Annotated in this window: 18 protein-coding genes; all 18 read right to left on the reverse strand. The window is 66.4% G+C overall.

Annotated elements, in window-relative coordinates:
* Window position 1: 1 nt before the first annotated feature.
* Complete coding sequence (locus tag AC5P9N_RS00120) at window positions 2-2,449, reverse strand: phage tail tape measure protein (RefSeq protein WP_099484762.1); 2,448 nt, start codon at window positions 2,447-2,449, stop codon at window positions 2-4.
* A 120-nt stretch (window positions 2,450-2,569) separates the two neighbouring features.
* Window positions 2,570-2,860, reverse strand: a complete 291-nt coding sequence (locus AC5P9N_RS00125; protein ID WP_005412456.1) for a phage tail assembly protein — start codon at window positions 2,858-2,860, stop codon at window positions 2,570-2,572.
* Window positions 2,861-2,940: 80 nt separating this feature from the next.
* Window positions 2,941-3,444, reverse strand: a complete 504-nt coding sequence (locus AC5P9N_RS00130) for a phage major tail tube protein (protein WP_005412457.1) — start codon at window positions 3,442-3,444, stop codon at window positions 2,941-2,943.
* A 2-nt stretch (window positions 3,445-3,446) separates the two neighbouring features.
* Window positions 3,447-4,649: a phage tail sheath C-terminal domain-containing protein gene (locus AC5P9N_RS00135; RefSeq protein ID WP_099484763.1), complete on the reverse strand. Its 1,203-nt coding sequence runs from the start codon at window positions 4,647-4,649 to the stop codon at window positions 3,447-3,449.
* A 106-nt stretch (window positions 4,650-4,755) separates the two neighbouring features.
* Complete coding sequence (locus AC5P9N_RS00140) at window positions 4,756-5,415, reverse strand: hypothetical protein (protein WP_099484764.1); 660 nt, start codon at window positions 5,413-5,415, stop codon at window positions 4,756-4,758.
* A gap of 1 nt (window position 5,416) precedes the next feature.
* On the reverse strand, window positions 5,417-7,441 hold the full coding sequence (locus AC5P9N_RS00145) for a phage tail protein (protein WP_099484765.1): 2,025 nt from the start codon (window positions 7,439-7,441) through the stop codon (window positions 5,417-5,419).
* Between the two features lie 7 nt (window positions 7,442-7,448).
* Window positions 7,449-7,997, reverse strand: coding sequence for a phage tail protein I (locus tag AC5P9N_RS00150; protein WP_227860081.1), 549 nt, complete (start codon window positions 7,995-7,997; stop codon window positions 7,449-7,451).
* Between the two features lie 223 nt (window positions 7,998-8,220).
* Entirely contained in the window at window positions 8,221-9,117 is an 897-nt protein-coding gene (locus tag AC5P9N_RS00155) for a baseplate assembly protein (protein ID WP_099484766.1), read from the reverse strand.
* Window positions 9,118-9,119: 2 nt separating this feature from the next.
* Entirely contained in the window at window positions 9,120-9,458 is a 339-nt protein-coding gene (locus tag AC5P9N_RS00160) for a GPW/gp25 family protein (protein WP_005408332.1), read from the reverse strand.
* Window positions 9,459-9,510: 52 nt separating this feature from the next.
* Window positions 9,511-10,101, reverse strand: coding sequence for a phage baseplate assembly protein V (locus AC5P9N_RS00165; protein WP_012479303.1), 591 nt, complete (start codon window positions 10,099-10,101; stop codon window positions 9,511-9,513).
* Entirely contained in the window at window positions 10,098-10,652 is a 555-nt protein-coding gene (locus tag AC5P9N_RS00170) for a hypothetical protein (protein WP_005412464.1), read from the reverse strand. Before AC5P9N_RS00170 ends, AC5P9N_RS00165 begins: the two co-directional genes overlap by 4 nt.
* A gap of 353 nt (window positions 10,653-11,005) precedes the next feature.
* Window positions 11,006-11,383, reverse strand: coding sequence for a hypothetical protein (locus AC5P9N_RS00175; RefSeq protein ID WP_012479305.1), 378 nt, complete (start codon window positions 11,381-11,383; stop codon window positions 11,006-11,008).
* Window positions 11,380-11,865 (reverse strand): glycoside hydrolase family 24 protein, encoded by a 486-nt coding sequence (locus tag AC5P9N_RS00180; protein WP_012479306.1) that lies wholly within the window; start codon window positions 11,863-11,865, stop codon window positions 11,380-11,382. The genes AC5P9N_RS00175 and AC5P9N_RS00180 overlap by 4 nt, the downstream gene beginning before the upstream one ends.
* The gene (locus AC5P9N_RS00185) at window positions 11,862-12,212 is read right to left on the reverse strand and encodes a hypothetical protein (RefSeq protein WP_005408337.1); all 351 of its coding nucleotides are present in this window, start codon (window positions 12,210-12,212) and stop codon (window positions 11,862-11,864) included. The genes AC5P9N_RS00180 and AC5P9N_RS00185 overlap by 4 nt, the downstream gene beginning before the upstream one ends.
* Window positions 12,209-12,637: a helix-turn-helix domain-containing protein gene (locus AC5P9N_RS00190; RefSeq protein ID WP_223846372.1), complete on the reverse strand. Its 429-nt coding sequence runs from the start codon at window positions 12,635-12,637 to the stop codon at window positions 12,209-12,211. Before AC5P9N_RS00190 ends, AC5P9N_RS00185 begins: the two co-directional genes overlap by 4 nt.
* Before the next feature lie 355 nt (window positions 12,638-12,992).
* Window positions 12,993-13,376, reverse strand: coding sequence for a hypothetical protein (locus AC5P9N_RS00195; protein WP_060380095.1), 384 nt, complete (start codon window positions 13,374-13,376; stop codon window positions 12,993-12,995).
* Between the two features lie 152 nt (window positions 13,377-13,528).
* Window positions 13,529-14,167, reverse strand: a complete 639-nt coding sequence (locus AC5P9N_RS00200; RefSeq protein WP_060380096.1) for a deoxynucleotide monophosphate kinase family protein — start codon at window positions 14,165-14,167, stop codon at window positions 13,529-13,531.
* Between the two features lie 41 nt (window positions 14,168-14,208).
* On the reverse strand, window positions 14,209-14,436 hold the full coding sequence (locus tag AC5P9N_RS00205; RefSeq protein WP_024956102.1) for a hypothetical protein: 228 nt from the start codon (window positions 14,434-14,436) through the stop codon (window positions 14,209-14,211).
* Window positions 14,437-14,448 lie beyond the last annotated feature (12 nt).

Genomic DNA, 14,448 nt, shown 5'->3' on the forward strand with positions numbered 1-14,448 from the left:
CTCAGTTCCTGTCTGCCAGGCCACCACGGGCGGCAACCGCGTTGCGACGCTGCAGCTCGTCGGCAGTGCGGCGTGCCACCGATTCGCTGGATTCACCGGGTTGCTGGTGGATGGTGATGTGGTTGGTCTGTTGCTGCTGCACGGTGGTCGGTGCGCGCATCGTGGGCGAGGGCATGTCCGGCGCACGGCGTCCCTGCGCGCCGCTCAGCTCGGCCATGCGGCGGTTCAGGCCATCGTTGTCGTTGGTGCCGACCGCGTACGCAACGCGCGCCATGTCGCCGATGCCACCACCGCCGCGCGCCTTCATGCCGCTGTAGATGTTGGCGGCGCCCACTGCGGTCTGCAGCCCGTCCTCGGCAACGCCCAGTGCCTTGTCCTTGGCCGCGCCCACGCCGCCGCCGAGCTTGTCCATGAACCAGCCAACGCCTTCAATGACCGGCTTGAGCTTCTCCAGGATGCGGTCGAACGCAGCCGTTGCCTTCTCGCTGATCGACTCCCAGATGCTGCCGAGCGTCTCGCTGATGAAACCGGCGACGGTGCCGAGCATCTCGCCCAGCCACACCACCGCCCCCACCACGCCGCCGATGACCTGGATCACCAGCCGGAAGTTGGTCAGCAGCGCCTCACCCACCAGCGAGCCGATCTGGGCGACGCGTGACAATTCATTGCCGGTGTACTGCGCCGGCTCCAGCATCTTCGACAGCCAGTCCCAGGCCTGGCCGATCAGCCCGCTCATGACTTCCCAGGCGGGGCGCAGTGGTTCAACCGCGCGCATCAGTTCACCCATCGCTGCGGTGCCTGCACCGCTCAGGCCTTCCCAGACGCCGCCCAGGAATGCCTTGATCGGTTCCCAGTACTTGCGCACCAGCAGGGCGCCGGCGGTGATGGCGGCGACGGCAACGGCGATGGGGCCACCGCCGATGGCACCAATGGCAGTTGCGACGATGCGGAAACCCGATGCCAGGCGCATGGCCATCGGCCCGAAGCGCCCCAGCTGTGCCAGCAGGCTGCCGCCACGGAACAGCTGGAAGGCCTTCTGCACAGCCAGGATCGGGCCCTGCAGGAAGGTCCAGGCGTAGCGTGCGCCGAGCACCGCGGTGCGCATGCCCAGCATGCCGACCACGATCTGCGTGGTGTTGGCGATCAGCTTCGGGTTTTCCTGCACGAACGAGGTGACCCCGTTCAGCAGTTCGGTCAGCTTGACCGCGGCCTCGCCCACTGCTGGCAGCAGCGCGGCACCGAAGGCCTTGGACAGGTTGTCCACGGCGATCTTGGCGCCCTCGATCTTCTGCGGATCGGTCTGCATCGCATCGGCATAGGCTGCATCGGTGGTGCCCACCGATCCATTCAAGGCCTTGTCGCGGACACGGATGTAGGTGTCCCAGTTCTCGATCATGGGCTGGACGAAGTTCTTCGCCTGTGCATCGCTGAACAGGGTGCCGATCTTCTTCTGGTCGCCCGCAGTCGCCTGGATGATCCCCTGCATCGCAGCATCGAAGGGATTGCCGCCGCTGGTCTGTGCATCGCCGATGATCTTGCGCAGATCCAGGTTCAGGCTCTTCTTGGCCTTCTCCTGAATGTCCGGCGAGAGCACCTCGGACATGAAGCTCTTCATGTTGCTGGCGGCCTTGTCGGCGCCACCTGCCGAGTCCAGCGTGGCTTCCAGTGCCGCACCCAGCGTAGCCGCGGCCGATGTGCCCTGCAGCTTCATCGCCTCGAACGAGGAACCCAGCACCGGCAGCACCTGGGCCATGTCCTTCAGGCCCAGGCTGCCCTGCTGGCTGTTCACCACCAGCACGTCCAGCGCGTTCTGCATGCGCGAGGGATCGATATCGAACGACTGCTGCAGGGCGGCCGCAGCTTGGGCCACATCATCGATGCTGGCACCGGTGACAGTGGTGGTCCGTCCAACGGCGCCGAGGCTGGCCTGCGCGGACTGTGCGTCCATGCCGGCCGCGACCATCAGTTTGATCGACCGCTGCAGATCGTCGGCGCCCTGGTTGGTTGCACGCGATTGCTGCAGGATTGCCCGGCCGAGCGCACTCACCTGCGCGCGGCTGAGGTTGGCTGCCACGCCGATCTGCTGGTTCTGGCGGGCGAAGCCGGAGGCGTTCTCGACCGGCTTGGCCAGTGCGGTGACGGCGGTGCCGAGTGCGCCGCGCGCTGCCTTGAACGAGGCGCCGAGTTTCTCGCGCTTCTCCAGGTTGGCGGTGCGCTTGGCTTCGACACGCTCCAGCGCTTCCTGTGAGGCGCGCAGCGCATCGGCCTGCGCGCGCATGCGGGTGTATGCGGTGCCCGACTTCTTCATCGCGGCGAGCTTGAGCTCCAGCTTGTCGGCTTCATCGCCGAGGCGCTTCACGCCATCATTGGCGAAGGACAATGCGTCCTTCAGCGACTTGGACACCTCACCGCCGATCGTGATCGTTGTCGTTTGAACGTTACTGGCCATGTACCGGCAATCCCTGAATCCACCAGATGAACTTCGACACCCGCAGTGTCATGATTTCGCGCAGGCCCCAGCCGGTATGACCGGCCAGAGCAAGCACTCCCTGCCTGATCTGTGGCAGGGTCAGGTGGTAAAAAGCGCGACGCCTGCCTGCAGTCGTGCGTAGTCGCGCAACGGCATCTTGCGCACGTCGTCCGGCGAGATCTCGCACAGGTTGGCGATCATCCGCACCTCACGCTGGGCGTCGCTGCCCTTGTCGTCCTGGTAGCGCTCCATGTCTTCCACGGTCGGCTCGCGCATGCGCAGCACGGCGGTTTCCATGCCATTGACTTGGCGCGGACGGGTGAGGGTGATCTCGGCGAATCCATCGCGCTCGATGACGGTGTCGGTGGGGGTCTTGGTCTTGCTGGACATGGATGCGTTCCTGGAATGCGATGCGGTGCGATGGATGCGGGGGCGCGAGGCGCCCCCGGGTTCTTCGGTGCGGCGTGGGCTCAGATGCCCAGCGCGCCGCGGATGCCGGCCAGGACGTCGACGCCACCCTGGCGGGCGATCATGTTGACCACGTCGATCTCCTGCACTACCTGAGCACCATGGGTCAGCTTGTAGTAGCTCAGCGCCAGGCTGACCTTGATCGTGCCCTTCTCGCCGACCTTGGTTTCGCCACGGTCCAGCAGCTTCACCTTGCCACGCATGTTGTGCACGACCTGGGTCACTTCGCCGTCGTCGCCTTCCAGTGCCTCGCGGGCGGTGAAGCCGTATTCCTTGCTTTCGATGACGTGGAACTTGCTCATGATCTCCGCGTCGTCGGAGGCGAACTCCACATCGGCGGTCAGCTTTTCATGGCCGAGCACGATCTCGGTCGGGGCCAGCATGCCGCCGGCCTGGAAGTCCTCGGTCTTCAGCGACAGCTTGGGGGCGGTGAAGGACATCACGCTGCCGGCATAACCCTTGCCGTCGACGTAGAAGTTGAAGTTTTTGCGGATCTTGCGCGCCATGCTTAGAAGATCTCCGAGACGTAGTTGTTGTTCATGTGCATGCGGAAGGTCAGCTGCTCACCCGGGTAGGTCGGAGTGAAGTCGAAGTCCCAGTAGAAGCGGCCCTGGGCCACGCTGTCCGCTGCGTTCAGTTCCGGGTCGATCCAGCAGTTACCGCCGAGGATCGCGCCCTGGGTCTTCAGGCCGCGCAGGAAGGCATTGACGCCCTCGCGCACGTCATCGACGTAGGTCTTGCTGATGCCGCGGTCGACGGCCCACAGGTGGGCGGCTTCCAGGCTGTCGGCGATGATGTCGGCGGTGCGCACCACGCACAGGAACTGCCACTTCGGATCGATGCTGGTGGTGCGGTTGCCCCACAGGCGGAAGCCCCCTTCGCGGATGACCGTGGCCACGTTGGCCTGGTTCAGCAGGTTGGCGCGGCTGGTGGCATCGGACAGGCCGAAGTCGATCGCACGCGCGGTACCGACCACGCCGTTGAGTTCCAGGTTCGACGGCGACGCCCACCAGCCGCGCTCGTTGTCGCTGCGGGCGATGGCACCGGCCACGGCACCGGAGGCATGGCGGGTGACGATGGCATCACCGGACTGCACCAGCAGCGCGGGGTCGACCACGTAGACGCGCTTGGAGCCGGTCAGGGCGGCGGTGGACTTGGCAGCGTCGTCGTTGCTGTTCGGGCCATCCTTGATGATCACCGCGCGCAGCTTGTCGGCGATGCCGAGCAGCTCGGCCACGACCGGGTTGGCCAGCACGGCCTCCGGCTTGGTCGGATCGGCCGGGTGCACATGGGTAAAGCCGGGTGCGACCAGGATGCGCGGCTTGACGCCGACGATGGACTTGGCGGCCAGCAGCGCATGCACGCCTTCGTAGGCGCCGGTCTGGGCGTTCACGCCGCCCAGCACGTTGGCCAGGGTGGCGCTTTCATTGGCGCCCTTCTCGACGCGGACGACGACGACGACGGCACTGGACTGGTCGAAGATCGTGTCGAGCGCACCGGGCAGGGTGCCGGCATCGGTGCCGGTGGTGGCCGACAGCTTGGCGGCCTGCGACGGCGAGGTCACCAGCACGGGCGTGTTGATGGGGAACGCTTCGGTGTCGGCCAGCGGTGCGGTGCCGACGATGCCGATCACGCTGCTGGAGGCGATGGCAATCGATCGGGCACCGGTATCGATGTTGACGACCTGTACGCCATGGAGAAATTCGGTCATTCGGGGTTCTTCCTCGGTGTGGGTGTGTGCCGGCTTGTGCAGGCGACGGGGTAATGTTCGGAGAATGTGGTTGTCGGGATAATTGCAGCGGTGGCCCGCTGATCGATCAGACCCAGCCGGAGGCGCTGACGCTTGCGTTGAAGGTGGAAACCTGGGCGATTCCTCCGGCACGACGCAGCGCGACGGAAATATTGACGCTGTCCGACTCGTAGCTGGCGGACCTGGCAGGGACGCTGATCGACACGCCTGCCGACGGTGCCGCCGATGCCGGCACGAACGAGGGAGCACTCGTGCTGAAAGAGGCTTTCGCGGGCGCGGAGCCGGTGATCTGCACTTCGTACTCGGAAGCGCTTGCACCTGCCGGAAGCCATTGGCCCGATGCTGCTACCGAGCTGCCTCCATTGCCGCCACCGGCGACGCCCGTGCGGATGGCATAGGTGCCGTCGGCATACATCAGGATCGAGACGGTTGCCGACACGGAGCCGGTGGAGTTGGTCTTGGCGCCATTGCTTGCCGAGTAGCCCTTGCCATGGAACGGCAGCCTGTAGGTGGCGCTGCCGCGGGCCGCCCACAGGTTGGACACGTCCATGCCGTTGATGCGATGGCCTACGTCGGCACGTTTGCTGCCGTACTGGATGTGCGCGTAGCGGCGGCTCAGGTCGGTGCCGCCGATACGGCGGCCCGAATCCTGCGCCAGTGGACCTTCGACGTACGGATCGAACAGGTCGTCAAAGTCGACACCGGAAGAGCGATATCCGCTGGGCATGTCAGCGCTCCGCTTTCAGTGCGCGCACTTCGGCGGCCAGTTCCTGGATGGCCTTGGCCATCACCGGCAGCAGCTGGTCGAGCTTGACCGATGCCACGCGCTCGCCCTGGAACTCGACACCTTCCAGGTCGACCGCTTCCGGCACCAGTTCGGCCAACTGCTCGGCGACGAAGAACAGACGGCGACGACCGTCGTCGTTGTATTCGGGCTTGTAGTGACCGGCTGCCAGTTCCATTTTCTGGACAGCAGCCAGACCGTAGGGGAGCGCGCCTTCGATGTTCTTCAGCTTCAGTGAGGAGCCGACGTCGAAGCCGCCCGAGCTCGCGATGTTCCCGGACCATCTGAGCGTATAGTTGTTCGCAGCGTTACTTGCGATTGAAGCGACATCGTCTCCACCCCCGTCCAGGCCGTGAATGTAGCCCGCTCCCCCGCGTGGAATTCGGAACTGCAGAATTCCACCGTCTCCCGCACCTGAGAGGACTGCCTTGTCAACGCTGAGCTGACCGCTGCGCGTAAGCCGTGCGACCTGTTTCAAAGCATCATTCGAGAGTGATCGCACCCACCACGTGAATCCACCACCTCCTCCACCATAGTTGTTGATCGATTCATTGCAGCCATTGCCGCTTTCGGCAACATTCCAGAGCAGCTGCATGCCTTGGCTGTTGCGATCGCCACCAATGAAGGCCGCGTTCGCTAGTAGCGTGCTGTTGGTTTCTACGGGAGCATTGACAGTGAGCTTTCCCAGCATTGTGTCGCCGGACTTGTTGACCTTGCCCGCAGGTTCGAAGTTGGTGCTGGTCCAGATGTTTCCGCCTGCATTGAGCGTAGCCGTGTACGCCCCTTCCAGATTGCGGAAAGTGAACGTGGATCCGGACTTGAAAAGATAACTGTCACCCGTGCCGAAGTAGACGACACCATCGGTCGCGGTACTGCCCCACCCGGACAGGCGCAGGGAGTTGTTGGAAATGGTGACGGTGCCACTGAACGTTCCGCCACTCTTGTCCATCTTCGTGTCAGGCGCGAAGTTCCCGGCATGCCACATCGGCGAGCCGTTCCAGCGCGGCGTGTCGCCATGCTTGATGGTGATCTCACTACTGGCACTGCGGTCCGCGCTCCACACGCGCCACAGGCTGGAATTACCCCAGCCGCCAATGAAGGACTGCTCGGCGCCGGCGGCACCGAAGCCCAGCAACGGATACGTGCCGCTGATGAACTGCTGGTCGGTGAACGTGTTGCCGCCCCTGGACGCCTTGCCATCCAGTGCCGGCTGCAGCCCGGTCACATCGGCAATCACATGCTTGTGGCCCACGGTGGCGAAGTCACCGGCCAGGGCGAACTCGGAGGCGTGCTTGCCGTCCAGGGTGTCGGCGTCCAGGCCGTTGCCATGCCCGGTGTCCTTCAGCGCGGCGCTCTTCAGTTCCAGCGCTGTGCGCGCCGCGGTGGTGTTTGCTGCAGACAGCAGCGTCTTCGCCAGCGCGGTCGGGGCGCTGGCACCGAAGCGCTTGTCGGTGTACGCACGCACGCCGCGCGGGGTTACCGCGCGCTGGGTGTCGGTGGCATCTTCGGCTTCGGTGCTGGTGGCCAGCTCGACCACACCGACCACCTCGGTGGTGGCCGGCGGATAGAGGAAGCCGGCATCGCCGAACTGGATCTGCGTCGTGTCGATCCCGCTGAAGCGGGTGTCGGTGGCCAGCAGCAGCATCGATGCGGCCGACTTCTCCATGATCGGATCGGCCTGGCCGTAGCTGGCGAACAGGGTGCCGTCAGCCAGGTACAGGCCGAACCCGCGCAGCGTGTAGGAGGTGGCGCTGTCGTCGCGGATGGTGACGTGCACGGTGTCATCGCCCACGGCCTGGCCGCCGAAGGTGGCGACGCGCTTGATCTCGCCAGGCAGCGCGGTGAGCCCCGCCGAAGGCACGAAGGCGGTCGAGGTCAGGCCGATCTGGGTGATCAGCACGGCGTTGGTGCCGGTGTTCGGCGGATTGACCAGCTTGGCGAAGCCGGCATCGGTGATTTTCAAGCGCATGCGGGGGTTACTCTCCGATCAGTTGAAGGCGGCGGAAGGCCGTGGCGTGGGCGGCTGCAAGTGCGCCGACGGCGGCGTCGGCCTGCATGCCCTGGGTAAAGGTGAAATGCGAGCGCACCGGCTTGGTCCGGGTGATTTCGCCGATGACGTCCTCGACGAACATCGCCGTGGCGGACTGGCCATCCTGGTTGGCGATGGTCATCACCGCTTCGAAGGTGTGCGGCGCGCCCTTGGGCTGCAGCTGCCACCACTCGCGGATCAGCACCGAGCCACCGAAGGCGGCCACCACGTCGCGTACGCTGCCTGCGGTGCCCTTGCGTCGCTGGATGGCGATGGCCGTACGCACCCGGGCGCGCTTCACGGCTTCGGGCCAGTAGGCCTTCCATTCGTCCACCGACAGCGCCCAGGCCAGCCAGGGCAGCAGTGCGGTCGGACAGCGGTCGGCATCCCACAGCGCGGTGATGTCCACCGGCAACGGACGCGCAACGATGGCGCGGGCAAGCGCGCGCTCGGCGTGGGTGGCGTTGGCGGGAAGCAGGTTCGCCGCCGAGGGCACCACCACCTGGGCGTCACCATCGATGACCTCGCCGGGCGCCGGTGCAGCGGCCAGGGTGACCCTGCTGCCCTCGATGACGCTGCCCTGCAGCAGCTGCCGCCCCTGCGCATCGGTGCGGAATACCGACTGCAGGCGCGCCAGCGCGCCGCCGGGGTGGCGGAAGGTGCGGTTGCGGCCATCGATCGCGCCGCGCAGGCGCGCGTTGATCAGGCGCGTGCTCGGCTCATTCATCGGTGCCGCCATGGGTCAGGGTCACGCCGGTGCAGTGCGTGGCCTGGGTTCGGTCCACCACCACATCTGCAGCTGGATGGACGATTTCCACGCGCTGCACGCCCTCGGCATGCAATGCGGCGAACAACCCCGAACGGGTGACATCGCGGCCGAGACGATGTGACTCACTGATGTAGCGGTCCAGGCGGGTGCGCGCTTCGGCAAGCACGACCTGCGAATCCGGGCCGGCAAAGGTGAACAGCGTGGCGTCGACCGTGTAGTTGACGATCATTGCCGGCTTCACCAGCACGTGGTCGGTCAGCGGTCGCACGTCATCCGCGCTCAGCTTCGCCTCGACGATGTCGAGCAGGCCCTGGGTGGCGGTGCCATCGCCTTCGCGCGACAGCACCGAGACCACCACTTCGCCCGGTGAGGCACTGGTCGCGCTGGCGTCGAGCACGCGCGGGTCCGCGCTCAGCGCATGGAATACATAGGCACCTTCCGGCCCTGCCACGCTGAACCCTTCCGGGCCCAGCTGGATGCGGCGGCGGAAGTCCTCATCGCTCTCATATCGCGGTGGAATGCCTTCCTGCGGCCTGCCCGGGTCGAGCACCTGGCGGGCGACGCCGAAGATCGCGGCGAGGTGGTCCAGGTCGCTGCCACCGGCATAGGCCAGCATCACGCCACGCGCGGCGTCGTTGACACGCTGGCGATCGAGCAGGCGCAGGTAAGTGCAGACCTCCAGGATCTTGAAGGCCGGGTCCGACGGCAGCAGCGCGTCGAAGGTGGGATCCAGGGCCTGCAGTGCGGTCAGCGATTCATCGAACATGGCTTCGAAATCGAGCACTTCGATGACCGCCGGTGCAGGCAGCTGGGACAGATTGACACTGGTGAACGAGCCGGATGCCACGGTTAGCGAACCTCGATTCCTTCGATGGTGATGGCCTCGCCGTCCGGCAGGTGGATCCCGGTCACTGCCAGGATCATCACGCCGGGGGCGGGGAGGGAGACGTCGACGTTCTCGACGTGGAGACGCGGTTCCCATCGCGCCAGCGCGTCGACGGTGGCCGCGATCAGGTCCATGCGCAGCGAGCGGTTGGTCGGCGCATCGATCAGTTCGAATACGCGTGAACCGTATTCGCGGCGCAGTACGCGGGAGCCAAGGGGCGTGGTGAGAATGTCACGCACGGACTGGTGCAGATGGGCGAGCCCATCCAGTGATTTGCCGGTGTTGGCGTCGATTCCTCGCATGGCCTCTATCGTCGTGGAGTGCGGTTTTTCAGGGCATTGCAGGCGTGGCCGCTCAGGCCTGGGCCGGCGTGGTCGGGGCGGTTGGGCCCTGTGCGGTGTGCGTGTGTGCCTTCAGGCCGATGGCACCGGCCTTGACCTCGCCCGGTGTGCTGATGTCCTTGCCGGCGCTGATCGCGCCGCTGACATCCAGATCGCCGGTCGCCTTGATCGAGGGTGTATCGAGCACGATCGATTCGCTGGCGATCACCTGTGCATTCGCGCAGGTGACGATGACCTTGCCGCTGCCGACATGGACGTTGAGCGTGGTGGTTTCCTGGTCGTACTCGACGCTGCTGCCGTCGGCGAACTCGGTGCGCTGCCGCAGGCGCGAGTCGGCCGGCGGCGGAAAGCGGTCCTGGTACAGGCTGCCGAGTACCAGCGCCTGGCCCGGGTCGCCATAGGGGCACGCCAGTACGACCTGCTCGCCGGGTTCGGGTGCGCACCAGCTGCGCATGCCCGGTCCGGCGCGGCGCTCCAGCCAGGGAATCCAGTCGGTAAGCATGCCGTCGGCATCGACGCGAACGCGTCCGTTTGCCTCGTCCAGTTCGCGTACCACACCGATCATCAGCAGGTTGCCGATCAACCGCGCGTGTTCGGCGCTCATGGTGCGCGCTCCGGCAATGGCTGGTAGCGGGACTCATGGACGCGGCCGATCTCCGGCGCGAAGCTGTAGCACGCCTGCGGCACCACGCCGCCAGCGTCGTCCCAAGGGTTGTCGCCCAGCGCGACCGGCAGTGACCACTCGACGATCCAGGTGCGCAGGCCCGGCTGTGCCGCCGCGGGGTCTTCCGGCAATGCTGCAATCACATCGATCGCACCGCTGGCAACGCCGGGGAAGCGGCCGAGCTGGTGCAGCCAGGTCGCCAGGGCGAGGGCCGCGTTGCGCAGCTGCAGCGCTGTGGTTGCATCGGTCGCCGGCAGCGCAATGCGCGCTTCGAAGCGTAGCGTGGCCTGCAGCAGGCCACTGCCATCATTGTTGTCCCTGCTGCGGTCACAGCGGGTCATCGCCAGCAGGCAGGCCGGCAGGGGCATCCCCTCAGCGTTGGCCTCGCGATGGAACTCGACGCTTGCAAACCCCGGAAAGCGTGCGCGGATAGCGGCTTCGATCGCGGCAATCAGCGGATCGAGCGTGGGAGGGAAGGAATCGTTCGCCATGTCAGCTCATGCAGGGAAGGAAGGAGGGGCGTAGCGCTGCAAGGCGCGCACGGTCTGCAGCCAGTGTTGCCATCACCGCAGTGAGGCGGCATTGCAGGCGTGGCCTTGTCCGGAAGGCTCAGTGCGTGGGAGTGGCACTGCTGCCGCAGTCGGCGGGTGCTGCCGGCGCGGCGCCATTGATGGTGATGCCGCGCTGGCTGCCGAGGCTGCACAGCAGCGCACTCAGCTGGTCGGCCAGCGCGTGGTACTGCTGTGCGACCGCAACGTGATTGCGCAGCAGCGCGTCATCGCTGGCTGCGTGCAGGTCCGGCGGGCGGGGTGGGGGAAGCAGCTGGGCAGGTGCGATGCTGAGGTCAGCGCGGCAGGGCGTGGCCGGCGTTGGCCTCGCGCCAGATGCGCATGAACTCAGCGTCAGCGTCGCCGCGATCACGACCAGGAGTCTTGGCATGGGTCTCGATGTCCCGTTGCAGGGTGTTGAACTGTTCGGTGCGCCGGGCCTGGTGGGCCAGGCGCTGTGATTCGGCCTGCGCGCCTGCGGCGCTGTTGGCGAGGGCCTGCTGGTGCGCGCGCTGGACTGCATCGGTGCGGGCCTCCTGCTGCGCTGCCCGGGTGGTGGCAACGGCAAGGTCCGCAGTGCGGTCGCGCAGGGTCCATCCCAGCCAGGCGCAGCTCGCGTGGCTACCGGCAAGGACCAGCAACCCGATGCCCAACCTCAGTCCCGCGGGCGTCACTGCAGGGCTCCGCCGGCGGCACGGTACGCCGCGCGCAGTGTTTCCAGTGCGTGCTCCTTCTGGCCGTAGCCGGCGCCCGGCAGCGATGCCCAGATGCGCCGGGCCGCGGTGACGGCGGCATCGAAGCGTCCCAGCCGGATCAGCTCGTAGGCACCGCACTGTTTCAGCAGGGCGACTGCTGCACGGTCCTGGGAGACTGGCCCGAAGTCAGGCAGACCCAGTCGCGCGCGCAGGTCATCCCAGGTGCTGCGCAGGAACTGGTAGCGGCCGGCGGCGCTGGATTTGATGCCATAGCGTGGCAACGACACCAGCACGCGGGGATGGTCGCGGTAGTCGGTGAACAGCTGGCCACCGACGATGACGTCGTAGCCGCGGTCACGTGAGCGCTGGTTCGGAATGTCGGTGCCTTCGGATACCGCCAGCATGTCCAGGAATGCGGCGACGTTGGCGCCACCGAGGGCGCTGGCTGCAGCGGCGGTCATGCGGCGGCCCCCGGCTGCTTGCGAACCAGGTTCAACAGAGCGTCTATCTGTACGCTCTGCTGGGCGATCTGTGCACGCAGGGCGCTGACTTCACCGCGCAGCTGCCCGATCTCCTGGGCCATTGCCTCGCGCTCGTGCATCAGCCCATCGGCGCGTGTACGTTCGGCCGCGAGCTGTTCCTGAAGGGTGCGCAGGGTGTTGCTGGTGGCTTCATCGGCGGTGCGGTCGACCTTGGCCGACGACAACCACTGGCGCAGCCACAGCGACACCGCGATCAGCACGCCCGAGGTCCCGCCCAGGTACTTGGCCCAATCCGGCACGCCGGCCAGCAGGTCGCTCTCGTTCATGCGCGTGCGTATCCCTTGAGCAGGGCCGGGTGGACAGCCGGTGGCAACGCGGTGCGCGCACCGCGCAGGGCGCGCTTGATGGTGGTCTGTGAGACGCCGAACTCACGCGCAACATGGTCGCGTGGCATGCCGCTGGCGACCGCGCGGGCAATCTGCTCGCGGCGTTCGTGCGCGCCGGCAGCGAAGCAGGATGCCAGGAACAACAGTTCGCCGCCGAAGTGCGCGACCAGCCGCTGGGCGACGTCGTGGCCAAGGATGTCGATCAGCCGGTGCTGGTCGGGCAGGGTGGAGGGGACGTAGACAATGACGCGGTGACGGCCGGTGGTGCTGGAGGTGGTCGGCGGCCAGGCACGCACCAGCGTGAGGGCTGCGGATTCGCCGATGACCTCGGCCAGGGTCTGGATGCTGTCGGGCAGGGCGTTCATGGAGGATGTCTTCAGTGGCATTGATCTCCACTGTTGCCATCCCGCCTGTCCAGTCAACACCTTTCATCTACTTTTATATCGGTGCGCTGAAGACGTTCAGTCGTGCGTGAGGAGGGGGGAGGAGCACGACACGCCTGCTTGCAGTGAGCCGAATCCGCTTGCTCTGGCCGCTGGTGTTTTCCTGCACATCCGTACTCGTTGTCCTCACCTGGCAGGAACAGAGGCAGATCAAGGGGATGGGGCAGGTACAGGGTGAGGACGGCCACCTGCCACACAGCCTCATGCGCCGTGTACTGGCCGGAAACGAAAAAGCCCCGGACGATGCCGGGGCTTCAGGACTGCAGGGGGCGCTGGATCAAAGATCGAACACCAGGTTGCCGCCGGTCTTGCGGGGGATGTACCCGGCGTCGCGCAGCCAGCGTGCCGCGTTGACCTGGTCCATGCGCTTGACCGGGAAGCGGTTGGCGAACATCAGGAAGCGCGCCACGGTGATCGACTCGCCCTTGCCCTTCAGGGCCGCAAGGGTTTCGACGAACCATGGCGCGGGCGGCTGCTGGCTGCCCGGGCGGGCCACGGTACGCGCCTGCTGGGCGCTGCCTGCGCCCGCCCGGGCAGTGGCCAGCGTGCACAGCGAGATGAAGATCGCATCCAGGCTCACGATGTCCTTGCTGCCCTTGGGCTGGGACTTGAACAACTCGATGGCCTTCAGGCGCGTCGACGTGAACTGTTCGACCTCCATGGCGTTTCCTCTTTGCGAAATGGGTTGGGGATGCAGGGTGACGACAGGTGTCGTCGGTGATGGGGGATGACCTTACATCATTTTCGCCGATGATGGGTCGGGGCCTGCGCTGGGTTCGGGGGATGGACCGGATGGCGGGCCGGCATTCCGGATCAGATCACACCGCGCGAACGCAGCTGGTCCAGCGATCTGCGGACCAGATCGGCCGGGGTGCTGTCATTGTCGACTTCGATGTCGACCAGCTCATGCGGCAGCGGCTGCTCGCTGGCATGAGGGTCGCTGCTGCGATGGCCTGGGCGATTGACGCGGATCACGACACCACCACGACGCCGGATCGCGCGGGCCTCATTGGCGAAGCGGACGTCGGGTACCAGCCCGCCCTCGGGCAGGCGTGCGAACAGCGAGCGTACCCACAGCTCGGGATGGACGCGGTCACGCCCCCACTCGGTACCGGCGGTCTGCATCAGGTGGCGCGGGGTGAGTTCGGCCAGCCAGTCGATGGCGTCCTCCTTGCGGCTGTCCAGTTCGTGCAGGGAGAGCCCGAGGAGGGTGGCGACCAATTGCCGCAGCGGGCCCGCGAAGCTGTCGCATGGCAGTGACAACGCCGACGCCAGTCCATTGGCGAGTGTGTCCTTGCCCGAGCGCTTGCTGCCGGCGATGCCGATGTAGAGCGGCACACGAGAGCGTGGCGCCGGCCGCAGGGCAACGCTGCCCAGTCCAGGGCCGGCACGGAACGCGGCCAGTGTGTCGGCAATCAGGCGATGACCGCTGTCGAGGGAGGCGGGAATCATGCGGAATCTACTCCTGGAGAAATGCGGCAGGTGCCGGAGGATCAGGAATCGCGACCGACGACGCTGCGGGCGCGGAGGATGCGCTGGGTGATGCGCCCTCCCCGGGCCGCTGCGGCGATCGGGTCAAAGCACAACATGGCGGTGCGGGTACGCCGGCCGGCAGCAAGGTGGTCGCGGATGGTCCGCTCGGACAGCACCGGTACCCGCTGGTGGATCTGCTGCACGGTCAGCTGCTCACCTTCGAAGGCATGCAGTCGGGGACGGGACATGGCGGAAGCGCT

The sequence above is a fragment of the Stenotrophomonas sp. YJH_SMC_6 genome (assembly GCF_059371335.1).